Here is a 19945-nt window from a genome sequence, read left to right as displayed (position 1 = left end):
GCGTAGCCAGGCACGCTAAGTCCTGACAAAAGCCTGATAAAACTCCGATAAAGTCACTTTTACTCTGATAAATTTGTGTCTGAAGCAGACAATGGCGGCTTATCAACCAACTTCAACGCATCGAGTGCTGATGCATAGCGAAACTGGAATGGCAGTTGACGGCCGATCTGATCCGACAGCACCCTCCGCTGATTATGTCCTTGTGCTACTCCAATTTGCAGAGCATCCAATGCCAGACTGGCTCTGGCTTGCTGATAAAACTGCTGACGACTGGCCCGCACCGGGCAACATAGATTGAAAAGCGCCGGCCAGGCTTGTTGCCGCACAATCTGCTGCACAGCTGCCAGCACATCGCTACTGTGCACCATATTCACAGCTGCATCCGGCTCATCAATCACCCCGGAGCGCAAAAAGTTGGCAGGATGCCGGCCTGGTCCGAATAACCCTCCCAACCGCAAAGTGCAAGTGGGAACTGCGGCTCGCACAATCTGCTCTCCTTGCACCAGCAACTGTACTTTGGCATCACTGAGCTGCAATGGCGTGGACTCATCCACCTCACCACTCAGCCCCTGATACACCCCGGTAGAACTGAAATGGATACAAGCCAGACTGCCGGCAGTCTGCATCAGTGCAGCCAGTGACTCCAGTGCTGCTACATAGCCAGCGCCAGCCTGCTTGCGCCAACCCGGGGTCAGCGAACAAATCACCACAGCCTGCTGAAATAGCGCCTGCAACTCTGCCGTGATTGGCTCCGACAGCGGCAAACTAAGAACCACTCCTTGCACTGTACCCGGTAACTGCTGCACGGCGGCGGCTGATTGCCGGGTCACAATCAACTGGTGACCATCCTGCTGCAACAGCGGCAACAGTTGCTGCCCCAGCCAGCCACAGCCAAGCATGATAATTTTCATGGCGTATTCCTCGGTAACAAGGCTTTGTAGTGGCCGGAAAACAGGGCCACTACTTTATTGGCACTAAGCAGCTCCACGTCGATCCGTTGGCTGGCATTTTTCCCCTGCCGCAATACGGTCAGATCACCTTTGGCCCCCAGCAAGGAGCAGCGTGCTTGCGGCTGAGTTTGCATGGGTTTCAGATAACGGATGCTGGCATCTGCCAACACCAGGTCCGCCTGCAACTCAAGCGCTTGCAGCTGCAAATGCAGCAACCCCCAACCTGTGAGCGTCGCCAGACTGTAGATACTACCGGCGAACATGGTGCCATGCAGATTGATGTTAGGTGGCAGCGGCACCTGGCATCGTAGTTCACAGCCATCGAAGGCAGTAATCTGCAATTGCATAAACTGGCTGAGTGGAATTTGCTGATGCCAAACCTGCTCTAACTGCTGACATTGCTGTTGCCAGCTCCCGGTGTTAGCTGTGAAACGAATGAAACGCTGCATCCGAAAGTGACGAACACCAAACTGGCTGGCCAGCTCCTCTTGTTGGCTGTAACCCAGCTTTTGATAAAAGCCGAGTGCATTTTCGCGTGCGTTGAGCACCACTTCGCTGCAGCCCAGAGCTAAAGCCTGTTGCTCCAGCTCTGCAACCAGCCTGGCACCTAATTGCTGCCCCTGATAACTGGAGGCAACCGCCATATAACGCAGCTGCGCTCTGGTCGCATCCACCTGATGCAGCCGCCCTACCCCAACCACCGTTTCGCCATCCAGCAGCATGCGATGAATGCTGCTTGTCTCCAGCTCGTCACGTTCCGAGCCTATCGGCTGCTGCCAGGGGGCTCTGAGTTGCTGCCAGCGAAACTGATAATAGGCTTGCCATTGTGCATCCGATTGCGGACTGCTTAGTCGAATACGCATAAATTAGTGATTATCCGTTTGCAGTAAAAAGGTTACAGGGCCATCATTGACTAAGGCAACCTGCATATCTGCTGCAAATCGGCCGGTTGCAACCTGGAGTTGATGTGCTTCACAGCGCTCTACAAAATGCCGGTATAACAGCTCGGCTTGTGCAGGGGCGGCTGCCTGCGAGAAACTGGGCCTTAGCCCCGAGTTGGTATCTGCCGCCAGGGTAAACTGTGATACTACCAGCAACTGTCCTTTGATTTGTTGCACATTCAAATTCATCTTGCCGTTATCATCGCTAAAGATCCGGTATTTACAGACTTTATCCGCCAACAGGGCGGCACTGAGCTCGGTATCCGCTTGCTCCACGCCCAAAAGAACCAACAAACCCTGCTCTATCTGCGCAATTTGCTCGCCAGCCACGCTGACACTGGCGTGACGGACCCGTTGAATTAAAGCTTTCATTCGCAGCATTCCTCCGCTTCGCTGGTATCACCCCCGCTAAGTTGCTCCCAGTCTTTCAGGTAAGCAGTCAGTTCTGCTCCGACTAAAACCACCAGCCAGCACAGATACACCCATAAAAATAAGATGGGAACTAATGCCATGGCGCCATAGATCACCTGGTAGGATGGAAAGTGGGTGATGTAGAGCGCAAAGCCGTACTTCAGCACTTCAAACAGCAGCATGGCCAATAAACCGCCCCAAAAAGCATGCCGGATCCTTACCTTGGTATTGGGCACCACCAAATACAAAATACAAAATGCCAGCCAGGACATCAGATAAGGCACCAGGCCCAATAAGAAGCTGGACAAGCCTGGGGTAAAATCATCGGCAAAGCGGGTCAGCGTGACCAGATAGGAGCTAACCGCGATCGAGGTGCCAAACAAGATAGGGCCTAAGGTTAAAATCATCCAGTAAATGGAAAACGAAATCACCGGCCGTGGCCGCTTGCTAATCCGCCAGATCTTGTTCAGCGTTTTGTCGATATTGTGAATAAGCAGCAAGGCCACTACGATCAGCGCCGAAATACCTATGGCAGTCATGCCGCGGGTATTGCCGATAAATTCATTCAGATAATCTTTGATTTCATCGCCACGCGACGGCACCACATTGGCATAGAGCAGACTTTCCAGGCTTTGGCGGAACTCCGAAAACATCGGAAAAGCGCTCAGCATGGAAAACATCACGGCAATAAAAGGTACCAGTGATAACAAGGAAATATAGGCCAGATAGCCACCCACCAGATTGATCTGATCCTGCTGGCAACGCTGAATATAGCCTTTGATAAATTGCGGGCTGGCATTGATATAGTCCCGCCACCTGATTGCGTGCACTCACCATCTCCTTGCGTTGGACGCCTGGCTATCATGGTATCAAAAAAATACGCTAAGAACCTGCCTGACGTACAACAACTTTAGTTGATTTGGTGCCTGCTGTTTAACTGGTTCGCCTTAGCAGATGCATCTGCATAGCAAGTTCATCCTGCTGTTTTTGCTCCTGTCGCCGCAGTAACTGTTGCTGATGCAGCTGACGCTTTTGCAATAACTTTGTCATCGCCAGATTATAGGCCGCCTGCTTATTGCAAGCTTGTTGCTGCCTGGCAACATCCTGCTCTGCCTGCACACTCCGCTGCTGCTGCTGCTCTGTCAGGCCCTGCAAGATATGTTTTAAACCGGATAAGTTCTGCAGGCTTAAACTGCACAGCATCTGCTGATTGGATTCCAGGCTGCCTAAATGCTGTGCCAGTGAATAACTCCGTGCTTGTTCCTGCACCGCCAGTGCCTGCAACTGGCTGTGACGACTTTGCATGACTTTGAAGTTTTCTTGTTGGGTTTCCAGATATTTTTTAAGCATACTTCGCCACCAGAGTTGCCAGCTGTTCTTCAGTTTCTGCCAGTGTGACTTGTTGCTGTAAGCCCTGACACAAAAAATGCTCGATGTCTGGATAGAGGGCTACCGCTTTATCCAGTTCTGCGTCCCGTCCCGCCTGATAAGCCCCTAACGGGAGCAGCTCCCGCACTTCCTGGTAACGGCCATACAAACGCTTCAGGCTGTAACAGTGCTTCAGTTGTTGCTCTGAGACAATATTGGGCATCACCCGGCTGATTGAAGCACCGATATCAATGGCCGGATAATGACCACTCTCAGCCAGCTCCCGGCTTAACACCACATGACCATCCAGAATAGCACGGGCGGCATCGGCAATCGGATCCTGCTGGTCATCCCCCTCGGCCAGTACCGTGTAAATAGCCGTCATGCTGCCAGAGCTGTCGTTGCTGTTACCGGCACGCTCGACCAGTTGAGTAAGCTTGCTAAACACCGAGGGTGGATAGCCCCGGGTAGCAGGTGGCTCGCCAACAGAGAGGGCAATCTCCCGCTGCGCCTGGGCATACCGGGTTAACGAGTCAACCAGCAACAACACATGCAAGCCCTGATCACGAAACCAGGCCGCTAACCGGTGCGCCAGCTCTGCACTGCGCATTCGCAACAATGGCGACTGATCGGCCGGAGCCGCCACCACCACAGCTTTACGCATGCCATCACGGCCCAGACTGTGTTCAATAAAATCCTTAACTTCCCAGCCACGCTCTCCCACCAGGCCAACAATAACCACATCAGCACTGGTAAAGCGTGTCATCATGCCAAGTAATTTACTTTTTCCCACCCCGGAGCCGGCAAATAAACCCAGCCGCTGCCCTTGGCCAACAGTAAACAAGCCATTGATGGCTTTAATACCAACATCCAGTGGTGTGGTGACCCCTTTCTTTTGCATGGGATTCACTGCGGTCAATTGCGCTGTGATAGGCTCACCTTTGTTCAAAGCCGGGCCGGCATCCAGCGGCTGCATCAAGCCATCGACCACACGTCCAAGCAAAGCATGGCTGACTGTGAGTGCCTGATCCTGCATCAACGGCCGTACCCGGGCCCCGGTTGTTAAACCACTGGCATCCGTCAGAGGCATTAAAAAAGCCTGGTCACGATCAAAGCCAACCACTTCCGCTTCGATCCAGTGGCCATGTTGCCCTTCCACCTGGTAACGCTGCCCCAGGGTATACTGACCGCCTGCAACCGTGAGGATCATGCCATTCACCCGCACCAAGGTGCCAAAACTCAGGCTAAGTGGGCCAGGTTGCACCTGTTGTGTTGCTTGCTGTAAGCGCTCAAGCACCGGCATCGGTCCCCCCCAGCAATTGCTGCTGCAGCTGCGGCAACATAGCCGTCAGGCGCTGACGAAAGTCTAGCAGGTGCAACTGCGCCGCCCCCACAAAGACCGCACTGCCGGCGGTGACACTGGGATCAGCCTGCAACTGCACACTGCCCAGGGTGGAGACGTCCAATTGCTGCCATACCAGCATATCCTCTGGTGCCAGCTTCACCGTGTGGATCTGTTCTTTTAACTGCAACAGCGGCAGCAATGACTGCACGGCCTGCAGTAAATGCCTTGGTTGCACACTGAGCTCTGCTTCCAGGGTACTTTCAGCCAGGGTACTGACCAATTCATACAGGGCCTGGGCCAACTGCTGTTCCTGCAGTTGCTGATGCTCTGCCAATTGCTGCTGTAACTGCTGCAATTGCTGTTCGAATTGTTGCCGTAGCGCCCGTACAGCCTGCCTGGATTGTTCATCCACCGTACGCTGTGCCTGCTGCTCAGCCTGGTGTAAAGCCTGCTCTTTTCCTGCATCAATACCCAACAGCTTCCCTTCAGCCAACCCGCGCTCATAGGCCAGTTGCACTTGCTGCTCAATGCTTTGCAGGGATGTATCACGTTGCACACCGGGAAAACGATACAGGTCCGCCATCATTTACCCCAGGGTTGCTTCTTCGTAGAGGCGATAGTCCACTTCACCTTTGGTCATCATTTGCCGGATCATTTGCATTATCTCTGCCCTTGCCGCTTCAACTTTGCTGATGGTTTGTGCTTTGGTGTTTTCAATTTGCTGCCGGTACACCTGAGCCAGCCGCTTTGGCAAGGCCGCCATAATGTTGTTTAGCAGCTCTGCCTCACAGCCTTTGAGCGCAACCACCCATAGTTCATCCGGAATTTCATTGAGCAAATACGCCAATACATCCGCATTTTGCCGCGCCAGCGAGCCAAAGTCGTACATTTTGTCCTGCACCGCTTCCGCCGTTTCTACATTGTGCAGTTTCAGTAAATCCATGATCTCGGCTTTATCCCCGCGGTACCGGTTCATGATTTCGGCTACTTTTTCCACCCCATTTACCCGGGCCCCAACCTGCTCTCCAACGTAAGCAATGCAGGCATCCAGTGTATGGCGTAAATCATCCATCACGTGTTCACTTACTTCGCGTAAACTGGCAATCCGATACAAAATATCGTCATGCTTCGGTTTGGGAAACAGCATAATCACGGCAGATGCCTGCTCGGCTGGTAAAAATGCCAGCAGCAGTGCTTGCATCTGGATATGCTCTTGCTCTAAAAAGCGCGCCAACAGCTCTGCTGGCACCCATTCCAACCGGCGAATATCATCTGCCAGTGCACCGCCATAGATATCATCCAGCATACCCCGCGCCAGCTTGCGCCCGACAGCCCTGTCCAGCGCTCGTTCCAGATAAAGCCGGGAAGCACCACTGACACCACTCTCACTGCGGTAGCAATCAAAGAAGTCCTGCAAAATCAACGCAACATCTTCTTGCGTCACATTGGTGATTTTCGCCATCCGCTCAGACAAAGCCTGGACTTCATGCCGGTTCAGCTTTTTAATGATACCGGCTGCATTTTCTTCGCCCATGCTCAACAATAAAATGGCCGCCCGATCCAGATCGGTGATGCTGCGGCCAGACTCAGATCTTAGTTGATTCAATGCTGACTCCCTGCTCTACCCAATATTTAATCACTGCGGTGACCCGCTCAGACTCTTTGCTGGCTAACAGCTGCATATGAGCAATTTGCTCAGCAAATTCAGAGCCAACCTGTGGCAAGCTAATGACGTTAAAGCCAGGCTGCGGCATATCCCCGCTGTTTGCTTGACGATTGTCTGTCGCACTGTCATTCAGCGAAGCTGCCTGACGGTCAGACAATGCTGCAACCGGCTCATCTTGCGGCAGAGCAGCCGTCGGTTCGGTATCCAGAGGGCGTTGCTTTTTGCCACTGATCAGATGATTGACCAAGGGCCGGACCCCAAACAGAATAAGCGCCAGCGCAATTAAGCTGCCAAACAAGTAACGGGCGTATTCTCTGATCTCCGGCAACTGCCACCAGGGCAAACCCGCCAGTGGGGTGGTCAGGGGCGCTACCGGCATAAAATCAAAACTGGTAATATTGAACTGGTCACCACGCTCGGCCTGAAAGCCGGTCGCAATTTTGACCATCTCACCCAATTGCTGCAGTTGCGCCTCGGTCCAGCCTTCCTCGCCGGCGGCTCCCTGATTCACCAACACCGACACACTCATTGACCGGAGCCTCCCCACTTCATAGCGGGTGTGGGTCACCGCCCGGCCACTCTCAAACTGCCGGCTGCTTTCATTGCGTTCAGAGGTACGCTGATTATTGTCTGCGGCTTGCTGATCGGCCGGCAGGGGTGGCTGATTTGCCAACGCGCCAGGGATCCCCATGGCCAGTTGATCCAGCATGGTATCTGTTTTCACCGACTCGGAGCGAAGCACTGAGGCAGGATCGATGGCTTCACGGGTTTCTTCGACCACACTAAAATCAACATCAGACGACACCTGAATGCGGTAGTTGCCATCGCCTAAAATAGGGAGCAGCATAATGGCAGCACGCTGTTCGATATTGCGTTCCAGCTTCTGCACAAAGGCGAGTTTCTTATCTGTTTCTTTGCCGATTGGGGCATCGTCGTACAAATCACCGGTCAGCAACCGGCCTCGTTGATCCACCACCGATACATTGCGGGGATCCAATCCGGAGACACTCCCAACAATCAGGCTCACAATCGCCTCGACCTGATTACCGCTTAGCTCATAGCCCGGCGCTAAATCCACCATCACCGAAGCTGCGGATTTCTCTTCCTGCCGGCCAACAAACAAACTCCGTTTCGGAATAGCCATATGCACCCGGCTGTTACGAATACCATCCATGGTAATAATGGTACGTGCCAACTCACCTTCCAAGGCATGCTGATACTGCATGGACTCCATAAACTGACTGGTTCCCATCGTGACTTTGTCACCAATAGTCGACAGCCCCTCAGGCATGGCAGCTTTGACACCGCGAGCCGCCAGCATAATGCGCGCATCAGCTAAACGATTTTGTGGCACCATGATATTGCCGGTGTTGGTATCAATACGAAAAGTGACCTTCTCCCGGTCCAGTATTTCCAGAATTCCAGCTTTGTCGTAATGCTCCTGGTTGCCATAGAGCGGCACATAATTCTTGGCGGAAGTCCAAAGAATTAACACAATGGTGGCCGCCACCAGCGTTGCCAGCAAGGCAATGGACGCAATGCTCCGGTCCCCGGCCTGCAACCAGCTGAAACGGCTGGACAGGTTAATAACCTTCTCCCGCAAGTTACTGTCACTGGCAGCCGCTGGCGTGGCTTTTACAATTTCACCTTTCATCACAGTGTCCTTACAATGACATCCGCATCACATCATCGATGCCGCTCAATACTTTATTGCGTACCTGCAGCAACATAGAGAAACTTAAATCCGCTTTTTGGCTCGCAACCATAGCGCCAACCACATCATCGCTGCGACCGGTATCCACAGCCGTCATCAGATCCGCGGCAATATTCTGTTGCTGGTTTACCGCGCGAATGACCTGGGAAAAATCACTGCTGATGCCGCTGTCATTGCGGGCAGGCGCAATGCCTTCATTCCCGGCGACTTGCTGCAACCTGGTCATCATGTCCAGCATCTGGCTTTGACTGTTTACGGGTGAAATCATCATCGTTATCCTTAAGAAGCTAATGCATCAATGTTGACACCATGCTCACGCATGGCAGCTAATTTGTAACGCAGGGCACGGGTGCTCACCCCCAATGCCTGGGCAGTGAGTGTACGGTGACCGTTGAACTTGTTGAGTACATTTAAGATGTAATCAAACTCAGCATTTTTCTTGCTTTGTTTTAACAAACTGGCGCAAATCGCCGCCGCTTGTGGATGGCATTGCGGTAAATTCAGATCGGCAATTTGCAGCTCCATACCACGAGCCATCACCAATGCCCGCTGCATCACATTCTCCAGCTCACGCACATTGCCCGGCCAGTTGTATTGCAGCAGCACATTCGCCGCGTCACGACTTAAGCGATAGTTGCCATTGCCGTATTTTTGAAGAAAGAACTCCGCCAGTGGCAAAATATCGTCCCGCCGCTCACGCAAGGCCGGCCAACTGAGTGGCAACACATCCAGCCGGTAAAATAAATCTTCCCGGAATAAGCCTTGCTCCACCTGGCTGCGCAGATTTTTGTTGCTGGCGGCAATCACGCGAATATCCAGCTTGATGCGATGGTTGCTGCCCAGCCGCTCTACTTCACGCTCCTGCAGTACCCGCAACAGCTTGGCTTGCAGCGCCAGCGGTAGCTCTGAAATTTCATCCAGCAAAATAGTGCCGCCATTGGCGGCTTCAAATTTACCAATCTGCTGGTTTACGGCCCCGGTAAAGGCGCCTTTGTTGTGGCCAAATAACATGGCTTCTAACATATGTTCAGGAATGGCAGCGCAGTTCACCGCAATAAAAGGCTGGTCGGCACGATCTGAAGCCTGATGAATAAAGTTAGCCAAACGCTCTTTACCTGTGCCGGACTCGCCAAGGATCAACACACTGGCTTCTGTTTGCGCGGCCCGGTTGGCCAACTGCAAAATCTGCCGGCTTGCATGCGAAACCGCGACCAGATCTTGTAAGCCCCGGCTCATTGCTGTGGCATTGCGAATGGACGTTTTTAACTGAGACGTAAAAAAAGGCTTCAGTAAATAATCAATTGCGCCGCTTTGTAAGGTATCGGATGCTACTACACTTTGGTCGTTACCCACCATGCTGATAATTTGTGCTGACGGCAGCTTGCGACACACCAGACTGACCAAATCCGGCAACGCCATTTGTGTCATATCGCAATCGATAAACACCAGCGCCGGTTCATAATCATGGCACAAGCTGACGATGTCAGTAACCTGGGCGGTATGCAGCAGTTGATAGCCTTCACTACAGATACATTGGCGGATTTCCGCATCCGGCTGTTGTTGTGCTATCCAAAGGACATAAGCAACATTCATCGAGTAGTAACCTCCTGTTCTGTTCCTGCGCGAATAAGTCGGACGGTAACCCGACTGTTCGTCGCTCCAGACGCGCCTTGGTGATGTAACAATGGGTAGCGATTACCATGGGCCCTCACCTCCAACATGGCGGCTTTGACACCCAGCTCGATCAGCTGTGCAGCCACTTCATCGGCTCTTTCTTTTGATACCAGTCGGTTGGCTAACGAGGTACCCACATCATCACTGTGGCCATCAATCAGAATTTTGTGGACGGATGGATCAAATTGCAGATAACGCACCAGTTGAGCCAACTGCGCCAGCTGTGGTCGGGTGAGAGTACGCTGGCCAGCTTCAAATGGAATGTCGCTATCTCTGGCTTGTTGCCAGGACAGCGGTGCCATCTGTGCGATGCAGCGGCGAAACTGCGCGACAGCTTCCGCGCCACGCACACTGGTGAGTAACAGTGGTTGTACCTGACCCGGAGCACCCAACTCGAACTCCAGCCAATGGCCGGATTGTATCTGTTGCAATAGCGGCAAAGCCGCTGCGATAAAGCTAACCTGCCGGTCGTGGTACAACTCAGCACTGTAAGGATAGGAGCTAGTGGCAACGATGCGCTGCTGCCAGTCTGCAGGCCGGGCCATCACACTGGCCTCGGTTAACGCCTGATGCGGTTGTATCAATTCCAATTCCAGCCGCAGAGAATAACCGGGCTCTACCAGGAAACTTACCTGGCCAAAACCACGAACTTCCTGTTGCATACGGCAATAAAAGGCACTGCCGTGCAACTGCCAGTCAGCCCGTTCCGCCGGTTGCACCAGCACAGGTGCAGGCAGGGCACCAGCTGCGGCAGTGAACCAGAGAGTCAGAAATACCATAGACACATCGTAAACCTTTTAATAAACCACAACGGTCACTGCCAGGCAGCAACACCAAGGTTGAAGAAACTAAAAGGAAAACTGCATAGAAAAGCGCTCTGCTTTGCAGCGGACAGCCGCGCAGACAGAGGCAACCCAGAAGGATGCCGCTAAGCTAATGCAACCCCGCTATCGTAGCGTACACATACGCTGTAGACCGGAGGCTTTGCGTCCTGCCCTTTCGGTGCAGTTTGCCTTTTAATTGTCTTAACATTTTTCATAAACAGCAGTGCTGATTATGAATTGAAACTGAACAAATTAAACGATAACTAAATCAGTACCATAAGGCAAGCATATTTTCTTGCACCATGGTGTTTACTTTTTAAAATCAAAGGCTTATCGCCGTACATTTTTTCACCTATCACAAATACACTGCCGTAACTGTTCGGACCAGAGTAGCTTATGCAAGACATTAATGTTAATAAACCGGTGCCATTTCGCCAGGAAATGCAACCATAGCACCGGGCTGTGACCAGCAGATGACAGCCCACTATTCAGCCTGGCTGACCGTTCAATCACCACTTAACCCAAGGCCCCAATCACGTTAACCCGCACCGTTTCCGGGATTTCATTGTAGGACAACACCGCCAGTGAGTTTTGCGTAAAAGTACGGGCATAACGTGCCAGCAAAGGTCTTAATTGTGGCACCACTACCAGGGCTGGTGTTAAACCTTGCTGCTGCATCTGGCTGCTGATCAGTGGCATATGGCGCTGAAACTGACTGAGCAGATTGGGCGCAACCGGAAAACTATCCAGCGCCACCTTACCCGCCTGCATCGCCTGGTTCAGCGCACTTTGCAGCGTTTGCTCCAGCTTCTCATCCAGCGTATAAGCACTGAGCTCTTCTTTGTCACCACTGATTTGCCGCACCAGCGCCCGCTGCAAAGCGCAGCGCACATCGGACGTGAGCAGAATAGGATCTTTGGTCACCTCGCTGCTGTCGAGCAGGGTGCTGGCAATGCTGAGAATATCACCAAGACTGACCTGTTCACGTAGCAACAGGCGGTATACCTTCAGCTGCACAGTATCACTCAGGGCTTTATCCAGGGCTTCGGCCAGTACTGGTGCTACCGCAGCCAGTCGCTTATTCAGTTGTTTTACATCTTCATACACAAAGAGATCGGCCAAATGCTCTTTAATGACTTTGCCGGCATGGGTGGCGATCACGGTAGCCAGATCCACCACCGAGTACCCCAGGTTCAGAGCTTTCGCCCGGTTGTCAGCTTCAACCCAGACGGCCTCCAGGCCATAGGCCGGATCCCGGGTTATTTCCCCATCCAACTGGCCATAGACTTCACCGGTGTTCAGTGCCAGTAACTGCTGCGGATTTAACCGGCCGGTTGCTAAGGGCACCCCCGCCAGTTTGATACGGTATTCCTGCGGGTTTAACTGCAGGTTATCCCGCACCCGCACTTCGGGTAACAAAAAACCGCTCTGTTCAGACAAGGTTTTACGAATGCCACGCAAGGTCTGCACCAGCTCCTCCCCTTTGTCTTTGTCGGCCAGATAGACCAGTCGAAAGCCCAGCTCAATCGAAATACGATCCACATAAGGGATATCCTCCCAACTAAGCGCTGAAGGGGTTTGCACTATGGTCTCGGTAAATTGCTCCACCTGCGCCAGCTCGCCCTTATCCACCCGCTGCTGCATACGCCAGGCAACATAAATAAGCGGCAAAGCAAAGCCAATAAAAGCCATCCCCGGCATACCGGGGACTAGCCCCAGGATCAGCATAATGCCACCAGTGGTGAACAGTACCCGTGGTGATGCCAGCAGTTGCCGCCCCACTTCATCGGACATTTCGCCTTCATCGTTCATCCGTGTCACGATAATGGCCGCCGCTACGGCCAGCAGTAACGAGGGGATTTGCGCCACTAAGCCGTCACCTATGGTCAGCAAGGCAAAGCGCTGGAAGGCTTCCCCCATGCTCAGACCATGCTGGAAGGCACCAATGCTGATGCCACCAATCAGGTTGATCACCAGAATAATTAAGCCGGCAATGGCATCCCCACGCACAAACTTGGAAGCACCATCCATGGAACCATAGAAATCGGCCTCGCGCGCCACTTCATTGCGTCGCTCTTTTGCCTGCTCCGGGCCGATTAAACCGGCATTTAAGTCGGCATCTATCGCCATCTGCTTGCCGGGTAAGGCATCCAGTGTAAAGCGGGCAGCGACTTCCGAAATCCGCTCGCCCCCTTTGGTGATCACCACAAAGTTAATCACCATCAGAATAACAAACACCACCAGACCGACGACGTAATTGCCGCCAATCACTACTTCACCAAAGGCCTGGATCACCCGACCAGCAACATCAGAGCCTTCATGGCCATGCAACAAAACCACCCTGGTTGACGCAATATTCAAGGTTAGCCGCATCAGGGTAGCCACCAGCAACACAGTTGGAAACACTGAGAAGTCCAGCGGCTTCTTACTGGATACCGCCACCAACAAGACGATCACGGACAGTACAATGTTGAAGGTAAACAATGCATCCAGCATCCAGGCGGGCAATGGCAACACCACCATTGCCAAAATGGCCAGCAGTAGCACCGGTATTGCGGTGTAAGGTTGGGTAAGAGTTCGCCAGTTCACTGTTTAACTACCTCGGACATTCGCTTTATCTAACAAACTTTTCGGGATCTCCAGCGCCGGTAAGGGGGCTGGTTGCTGACCACGGCCATTTTTATATGCCTTTAACTGCATCACATAGGTCAGCACATAGGCGACCGCCGTGTATAAACCTTTCGGGACTTCCTGATCAACCCGGGTCGAGTAATACACCGCCCGGGCTAATACCGGCACTTCCAGCACTTCAACCTGGTGACGCTGCGCCACCGCTTTAATCCGTAGCGCCATCTCATCAATGCCTTTCGCCACCACATAAGGGGCTTTGGCATCTTGCTCACTGTAGCGAATCGCCACCGCATAATGGGTTGGGTTCATTACGATGACATCGGCCTTCGGCACCCGCTCCTCAATTTTCCGATTCGCCATCTGGAACTGGATCTGACGGATCCGCCCTTTAATCTCCGGGCTGCCATCCGACGACTTCCGCTCTTCTTTGACTTCCTGCTTGGTCATCTTCACCTTGGAGGAAATCTTGTACTGCTGATAAGGCACATCTATCGCTGCAACCAGCAACAACAAAGTGACTGTGATCATCAAACTCAATGCCAACAGGGCAAAGCCTTCCTGCAGGGCGGCAGTGAACCCCATCCGTTGTAAAAACAGCAAGCGTGTCCAGAGCTGACTTAAAAAGCCATACAAGCAACCGCCCAGCAGCACTACCTTAATGATGGATTTCAGCAGCTCGACCAGGGCATTCATGCTAAACATCCGTGCCAGACCAGTCAGCGGGTTGAGCTTATTAAACTTGGGCGCAGCCAAAGCTGCTGAAAACGTAAAACCGCCCGGCAAGGTCCCCACAACCCACATCGCCACAAACAGCAAGACTAAAAATGGTGTCAGCGCACTCAGCATCGCCAGCAATGCCTGACCAAGCGCCAGCGGCATCAGTTTATCGTTTGCCAGCATCTCTTTATTCAGTTGCATGCTGCTTTGCATCAGTTGCATAAACAGCGTGAACAACAACTGCGAAAACCACAGCAAACCACCGACTCCCAACATCAGCAAGATGGCCGTATTCAATTCTTTCGAGCGCGCGACCTGACCATCTTTACGGGCTTTTTTCAGGCGTTTTTCGGTGGGCTGTTCGGTTTTTTCCTGCGAACTGTTTTGCTCTGACATCCCTTACCCCACCAGCAACCGCATGCTATCCAACACCTGGCTTGCCAGTGCCGCATAGTGCACGCCAGTTTGGCTTAAGGTTAAATACACGCAGACAAAGCCAAGCAGTAAGGTCATCGGAAAACCCAGCACAAAGAGGTTTAACGATGGTGCCGATCGCGTGGCCACCCCAAAGGTCAGATTCACCAGCAGCATGGCTATCACCGCCGGCAAAGCGACCAGCAGTGCAGCCCCAAACATCCAGCCAAACAACTGCAGCAACACCCCAATATTCAACTGATACAAACCACTGCCTACCGGCCACAAGGTCAGGCTGTCGACCAGAATAGCCAGCGTCACCAGATGGCCGTTCAGCGAAAAAAACAGCAGAGCTGACATCACCCAGAATAAATGGCCCAGCAAGGATGTCGAATCACCGCTGCCGGGATCCATCATCATCGCCATCGACAAGCCCATCTGCATCGATAAAATAAGCCCGGTCAGGGCCAGGACTTCAAACAAGATACGGACAGCCAACCCCATCATAATGCCAAAACTAATTTGTTCGACCGTGATCACCACCGCATCCAGCGAAAAGGGATCCACCTCTGGCATGGCCGGTAGGGTTGGCCCTACCAGAAAACTTAAAAATAGCGCCAGAATAATGCGCGAGCGTGGTGTCACCGCAGGGTTATCAAACACCGGCATCGCCCACAGCAGCGCCGACAACCGGATAAAAGGCCACCACACAGTGCCTATCCAGCTCATCAACTCACCACTGCTTAGCGATATCAGCGAGTTCATCCAAATACACCCGGAATAATTTGCGACAAATTTGCAAACCAGTTCAGCAGGGTTTTAATCAGCCAATGGCCGGAAAACACCACCATCAGCAACGTCAGCAACATCCTGGGCAAAAAGGTCAGGGTTTGCTCCTGAATCGAGGTTGCCGCCTGAAACACGGCGACGACGATGCCAAGGACCAGGCCCGGTACAATCAATACCAACAACATCTGAATAATGGTATAGACGGCCTGGGAGATCAGTTCCGTGGCCTGTTCCGGACTCATGGGAAGGCTCCGAATGTCGCTGCCAGGGTTCCTGCCACCATGGACCAGCCATCGGCCAGCACAAACACCATCAACTTAAAGGGTAAACTGATAATCAGGGGGGACAACATCATCATACCCATCGACATCAGCACACTGGCCACCACCAGATCAATGATTAAAAAAGGAATAAACAACATAAAACCAATCTGAAATGCCGTGGTTAGCTCACTGAGCACAAAGGCCGGCATTAATACTTCCAGCGGCACATCAGCCGCGGCCATGCTGGTGGGCTCATTGGCAATCAGCAGCACCTGGTGCAATTCGTTTTCACGTGTTTGCGCCAGCATAAACTGCCGTATCGGCTGTTCAGCCCGGGCCAGCGCCTGCTCCATGGTCATTTCTTCGGCCTGGTAGGGTTTAAAGGCGTTCTGGTAGACGTCCTGCCATACCGGCCGCATAATCAGCAGGGTTAACATCAAAGAGATACCAATTAATACGCGGTTTGGCGGGCTTTGCTGCAAGCCCAGTGCCTGGCGTAATATCGCCAGCACAATGATGATGCGGGTAAAGGACGTCATCACCATGAGCAAGCCGGGGATCAGACTGAGCGCCGTCATCAACAACAGGATTTGCAGTTTGACACTGTACTCCTGGCCACCATCGGTATCCCGGACCGATAGCAGGGTAAGCTCATTCGCCGATGCCAAGCTTGGTACCAGCAGCAATACCAATGGCAGCAGCCACAACAGACCGGATGACAGCTTGTTACGCATCTTGTTCTTCCGCAGCATTGCGCTGTACAAACTTAAGACCATATTTGCCATCGACCATCACCACTTCGGCTCTGGCAAAGAGGACACCATTGACTTTCACATCCAGCGGTTCTCCAACCGCTTTCTCCAGCGGCAGTACATCCCCTACCGCAACCCGGCTCAGCTCACCTAAGGTGACCTCAGCACTGGCAACTTCCAGGGTGACGGTCAGCGGTACATCACGAAACATTGACAAGCCATCGGTTGAGGCTGACAGCGGCAGACCTTCCGGCTCAAACATCTCGTCCATATCCATCATATCCAGTCCGGCCAGGGCTGCATCCAGACCATTGCTGTTATTCAGAGTGTCGCTCATTGTTCTTGCTCCCGGGTGACGATATCAGTAATTTGGAATACCAGACGGTTGCCTTCTTCAGCTACTTTGCCGTACAACAACCGCTCTTTATTTAAGTGAAGCGCCATAGCACTGTGCAGCTCAATAGGCAGCACCTTGCCATTCAGACAGTCCTGCAACTGGCGCAAGCTAACTTTCTTACGTGCCATCTCAATGCTGCACTGCACAGGTACGTGCGACCATTGGGCAGCATCTACCGCGGCTATCTGTACCGGGCTGCTGTTGTCTTCTGGTTGGATAAAAAAGTCCTGTGGTAACCACAAATACCAACTGATGGCTTCGCTATCGAGCAGCAGCCGCACCTTCAAGGGCAGATATTGAAACTGTTCCGACTCCAACTGCTGCTTCACCGCCGTAGCTGGCAACACCGATTGCTCCTTAAACAGCCGCTGCTGCATGGCCTGTAACTGGCGCTGTGCAATGCGGCTGCAAATGCGTAACTCAGAGGCACTCAACTCGGTTTTATCTTCGCTGGCAACGGCTTTACTCAGTTGTCCCCCCAGCATCAGATCCGCCAGGTGGTGTACACCCGTGTAATCCAGCGCCAGATAGCAGTTGCTGTCTGTCGGCACCAACACCGGACAGTGCAACAGTAAACGACCGGGTTCGGCCAACCAGCTGTCCAGGCCTGTGCCCTGACATAGATTCATCTCAATACTAAATTCAACATCTTGCAGCAGGCGGCTAAGCTCCAGCTCGACGGCCTGAGCCAGCTCTGGCAGCCTCTGCCTGGCCAGTACCAGCGCCCGGCCATAGTTGCGTTGGTCCAGCACCAGTGCAAAAGGTGGATAGCCTGCTGCCTCAGCGGCAGGTATGATTTTTGAGCGTGTCATCATCTTATTCATCTGCGGTTTTTTGTGTGGTGCGGGCACTGTCTTGCGACAGGCGATACGCTTTTTTACTTAACAGGCGTAGTAACTTCAGTCGCTGTTCACGTTTAGCATCCAGCCAGCTCAAACCAAGGAACACCAGCTTGTCACTGACCTGACGGCGGTAAACCACTTCAGCAGCCATCCGGATCCGTTCATCGTACTGAACCAGAATCACATCCGGCACGTTTTTACTCAGCGGCGCCAGCAAGCCAACACCCCCTAAACTCATATCCTTGACGACAGCCTTACAAATCTGGCTGCCAAACAAGCTGCTTTGCCACAGCGTCACCGGCACTCCCTTCGTTTGCACTTCATGAGGCTGATTTGCCGCACAAAAGTACCAGCGTAAATACTTGCGGGATACATCTGTCTTAGTGATTGGCATCGTGTACCTGTACCCCTGAGCGTCCGACGGGCTGATTACGACGTGCAGCATCGGCCGCATGCTGTACCGCGTCTGCGCCATGATCCGGCGAAAACAATTTATTCAGCTCGGCTTCGGCCGCACTGGTTAAAATAAGCAGTTCAATCCGGCGATTTTCGCTGCTGCCTTTATCTGCTTTGTTTAACGGCCGGTTTGCTGAAAAAGCCGCCACCTGAGCCACCCGCTCTGCTGGCATGCCACCAGCCACCAGCACCTGGCGGGCCTGAAGAGCCCGATCTCCAGACAGCTCCCAGTTGCTGTATTGGCTACCGCTAAAGGGGGTATTATCGGTATGGCCGGAAATAATCAGTTTGTTCTGCACTTTGACGAACACCGGCCCCAGGCTAAGCAGCAAATCTTCGAAAAAGGGGGTCATGTGGATTTGCCCACGCACGAACATTTGCCGCTCCTGTGCATCGCGAATAATCACTCGTAAGCCGGATGGCACTATATCCAGTTGAATGTGTCCCTGCGCCAACTGTTCTGCCATCAGATGCTCAAACGCCTGCAGCAGTAAGCTTAGCTGGGCCGGGCTATCAAACTGACCGTCAATCAGCGAGTTTAGCTTGTCCCCCATGCCAGCCAGCGGCTGCTCATCACCAGAGGGAACCTGCAGGTACTCCGACATGCCTGGTATCGGGTTATCCGGTGGCAATCGATTGGCCGAGTGCGAGTCCGCCACCGATGGAGTCCCCCCCAAATCAACCGGAAATGGGCTGTTTTTTGGGGCAAAGGGATGTGGGCTGCCATCAAAAATGGAGTGGGTGCGCATGTAATTAGCAATCTCCGCCCGCTCTTGCACGTTTGAAACTTCTAAAATCCACAGCACCATAAAAAAGGCCATCATCGCCAGGGTAAAATCGGCAAAAGCAACCTTCCAGGCACCACCGCCTTTGCCTTTTCCTGAGGCGCGTGGGCCGCGCTTAACTATTATTGGCATGCTGTTCATCAGGCGGCCCTGTCATTGATCCATTGTTCCATCGTGGTGAAAGATGGCTTTTGCTCTTCATTGATCATGCGCCGGCCTGAGTCCGTTGCTACGATAGCAACATGCCCTTTGGCGTGCGCCACCAGGATAGCCCGTACACACTCCAGCAAGGCGATCTGCTTTTTCACATACTGCTCCATCGCTGCACTTAGCGGTGCCATAAAACAATAACAGCCGAAAATACCGATAAAGGTCCCCACCAAAGCTGCGGCGACGTGATAGCCGATGCTGCTTAACGGCCCATCCAGATGCTGCATGGTGATAATAATGCCGCCGACAGCAGCCAAAATACCAAAACCGGGCATGGCCTCAGCAATCACCCCCATCGCCGACGATGGTTTCAGTTTTTGTTGCTCGATGGTGTAGATTTCCTGCTCCAGCAGGCTGTCAAAGTCGTGGGCGGTTAATTTGCCCATGCTCATCAACCGCAGGTTGTCGCAGACAAAGACCACCAGGTCCTCATTTTCCAGCACCAGCGGGTAGGCCAGAAAAACGGAGCTGGTACTGGGGTTTTCCACATGCTCGTCCAGCTCGCGTAAACCTTTACTCTTGGCCAGATCCAGCAAGGTATGCATTAATAACAGCAGCTCTCGATACAAGTCCGCACTGTTTTTTTGTTTGATAAATTGCGACCGTACCTGACTCCACATTTCTTTTAAGACATAGCCGGAGTTCCCCACGATTAAGGCGCCAAAACCAGCACCGAAAATAATCAAAAACTCGGCTGGTTGCCACAAAGTGGCGACATTGCCCCCGGCAAACATATAGCCACCAACCACTGCACCCAGCACTATGGCAAACCCTAAAATTCTCTGCATGACGTTGC

The 19945-nt window shown here is 52.8% G+C and carries 22 protein-coding genes and 1 riboswitch; all 22 genes read right to left on the bottom strand.

Annotated elements, in window-relative coordinates; genetic code table 11:
- Positions 1-59: 59 nt before the first annotated feature.
- Complete coding sequence (locus QWF21_RS07395) at positions 60-911, bottom strand: Rossmann-fold NAD(P)-binding domain-containing protein (protein ID WP_330087405.1); 852 nt, start codon at positions 909-911, stop codon at positions 60-62.
- Positions 908-1813 carry a bifunctional GNAT family N-acetyltransferase/hotdog fold thioesterase gene (locus QWF21_RS07390; RefSeq protein ID WP_330087404.1) on the bottom strand — a complete coding sequence of 302 codons (906 nt, stop codon included), beginning with the start codon at positions 1811-1813 and terminating at the stop codon, positions 908-910. The genes QWF21_RS07395 and QWF21_RS07390 overlap by 4 nt, the downstream gene beginning before the upstream one ends.
- A gap of 3 nt (positions 1814-1816) precedes the next feature.
- On the bottom strand, positions 1817-2263 hold the full coding sequence (gene dtd / locus QWF21_RS07385) for a D-aminoacyl-tRNA deacylase (RefSeq protein WP_330087403.1): 447 nt from the start codon (positions 2261-2263) through the stop codon (positions 1817-1819).
- A complete protein-coding gene (locus QWF21_RS07380) occupies positions 2260-3132 on the bottom strand; it encodes a virulence factor BrkB family protein (RefSeq protein ID WP_330087402.1) in 873 nt (290 codons plus the stop codon). Before QWF21_RS07380 ends, dtd begins: the two co-directional genes overlap by 4 nt.
- Positions 3133-3235: 103 nt before the next feature.
- The gene (locus tag QWF21_RS07375; protein WP_330087401.1) at positions 3236-3652 is read right to left on the bottom strand and encodes a hypothetical protein; all 417 of its coding nucleotides are present in this window, start codon (positions 3650-3652) and stop codon (positions 3236-3238) included.
- Positions 3645-4967, bottom strand: coding sequence for a FliI/YscN family ATPase (locus tag QWF21_RS07370; protein WP_407935276.1), 1323 nt, complete (start codon positions 4965-4967; stop codon positions 3645-3647). The genes QWF21_RS07375 and QWF21_RS07370 overlap by 8 nt, the downstream gene beginning before the upstream one ends.
- Positions 4960-5598: a FliH/SctL family protein gene (locus QWF21_RS07365; RefSeq protein ID WP_330087399.1), complete on the bottom strand. Its 639-nt coding sequence runs from the start codon at positions 5596-5598 to the stop codon at positions 4960-4962. The genes QWF21_RS07370 and QWF21_RS07365 overlap by 8 nt, the downstream gene beginning before the upstream one ends.
- A gap of 3 nt (positions 5599-5601) precedes the next feature.
- Positions 5602-6621 (bottom strand): FliG C-terminal domain-containing protein, encoded by a 1020-nt coding sequence (locus QWF21_RS07360; RefSeq protein ID WP_330087398.1) that lies wholly within the window; start codon positions 6619-6621, stop codon positions 5602-5604.
- Positions 6602-8335, bottom strand: coding sequence for a flagellar basal-body MS-ring/collar protein FliF (gene fliF / locus QWF21_RS07355; RefSeq protein WP_330087397.1), 1734 nt, complete (start codon positions 8333-8335; stop codon positions 6602-6604). Before fliF ends, QWF21_RS07360 begins: the two co-directional genes overlap by 20 nt.
- A gap of 10 nt (positions 8336-8345) precedes the next feature.
- Positions 8346-8660 (bottom strand): flagellar hook-basal body complex protein FliE, encoded by a 315-nt coding sequence (locus QWF21_RS07350; RefSeq protein ID WP_407935275.1) that lies wholly within the window; start codon positions 8658-8660, stop codon positions 8346-8348.
- Positions 8661-8674: 14 nt separating this feature from the next.
- Positions 8675-9988, bottom strand: a complete 1314-nt coding sequence (locus tag QWF21_RS07345; protein ID WP_330087395.1) for a sigma-54-dependent transcriptional regulator — start codon at positions 9986-9988, stop codon at positions 8675-8677.
- The gene (locus QWF21_RS07340; RefSeq protein ID WP_330087566.1) at positions 9985-10848 is read right to left on the bottom strand and encodes an OmpA family protein; all 864 of its coding nucleotides are present in this window, start codon (positions 10846-10848) and stop codon (positions 9985-9987) included. The genes QWF21_RS07345 and QWF21_RS07340 overlap by 4 nt, the downstream gene beginning before the upstream one ends.
- A 155-nt stretch (positions 10849-11003) precedes the next feature.
- A riboswitch (cyclic di-GMP riboswitch) is annotated at positions 11004-11093 on the bottom strand.
- Positions 11094-11409: 316 nt separating this feature from the next.
- Entirely contained in the window at positions 11410-13482 is a 2073-nt protein-coding gene (flhA, locus tag QWF21_RS07335; protein ID WP_330087394.1) for a flagellar biosynthesis protein FlhA, read from the bottom strand.
- Between the two features lie 3 nt (positions 13483-13485).
- Complete coding sequence (gene flhB, locus QWF21_RS07330; RefSeq protein ID WP_330087393.1) at positions 13486-14637, bottom strand: flagellar biosynthesis protein FlhB; 1152 nt, start codon at positions 14635-14637, stop codon at positions 13486-13488.
- Positions 14638-14640: 3 nt separating this feature from the next.
- Positions 14641-15420: a flagellar biosynthetic protein FliR gene (fliR, locus tag QWF21_RS07325; RefSeq protein ID WP_330087392.1), complete on the bottom strand. Its 780-nt coding sequence runs from the start codon at positions 15418-15420 to the stop codon at positions 14641-14643.
- Positions 15417-15686, bottom strand: coding sequence for a flagellar biosynthetic protein FliQ (locus QWF21_RS07320; RefSeq protein ID WP_330087391.1), 270 nt, complete (start codon positions 15684-15686; stop codon positions 15417-15419). The genes fliR and QWF21_RS07320 overlap by 4 nt, the downstream gene beginning before the upstream one ends.
- A complete protein-coding gene (gene fliP, locus QWF21_RS07315; RefSeq protein WP_330087390.1) occupies positions 15683-16441 on the bottom strand; it encodes a flagellar type III secretion system pore protein FliP in 759 nt (252 codons plus the stop codon). Before fliP ends, QWF21_RS07320 begins: the two co-directional genes overlap by 4 nt.
- Complete coding sequence (locus QWF21_RS07310; RefSeq protein ID WP_330087389.1) at positions 16434-16796, bottom strand: FliM/FliN family flagellar motor switch protein; 363 nt, start codon at positions 16794-16796, stop codon at positions 16434-16436. Before QWF21_RS07310 ends, fliP begins: the two co-directional genes overlap by 8 nt.
- Positions 16793-17671, bottom strand: coding sequence for a FliM/FliN family flagellar motor switch protein (locus QWF21_RS07305; RefSeq protein ID WP_330087388.1), 879 nt, complete (start codon positions 17669-17671; stop codon positions 16793-16795). Before QWF21_RS07305 ends, QWF21_RS07310 begins: the two co-directional genes overlap by 4 nt.
- Before the next feature lies 1 nt (position 17672).
- The gene (locus QWF21_RS07300) at positions 17673-18092 is read right to left on the bottom strand and encodes a PilZ domain-containing protein (RefSeq protein ID WP_330087387.1); all 420 of its coding nucleotides are present in this window, start codon (positions 18090-18092) and stop codon (positions 17673-17675) included.
- Positions 18079-19071 (bottom strand): flagellar motor protein MotB, encoded by a 993-nt coding sequence (locus QWF21_RS07295; protein ID WP_330087386.1) that lies wholly within the window; start codon positions 19069-19071, stop codon positions 18079-18081. The genes QWF21_RS07300 and QWF21_RS07295 overlap by 14 nt, the downstream gene beginning before the upstream one ends.
- Before the next feature lie 8 nt (positions 19072-19079).
- Entirely contained in the window at positions 19080-19937 is an 858-nt protein-coding gene (gene motA, locus QWF21_RS07290) for a flagellar motor stator protein MotA (protein WP_330087385.1), read from the bottom strand.
- Positions 19938-19945: the final 8 nt, after the last annotated feature.

Source organism: Alkalimonas mucilaginosa (genome assembly GCF_036327005.1).
GTDB classification, from domain to species: Bacteria; Pseudomonadota; Gammaproteobacteria; order Enterobacterales; family Alteromonadaceae; genus Alkalimonas; species Alkalimonas mucilaginosa.
This window is presented reverse-complemented; position numbering and strand designations above follow the sequence as displayed.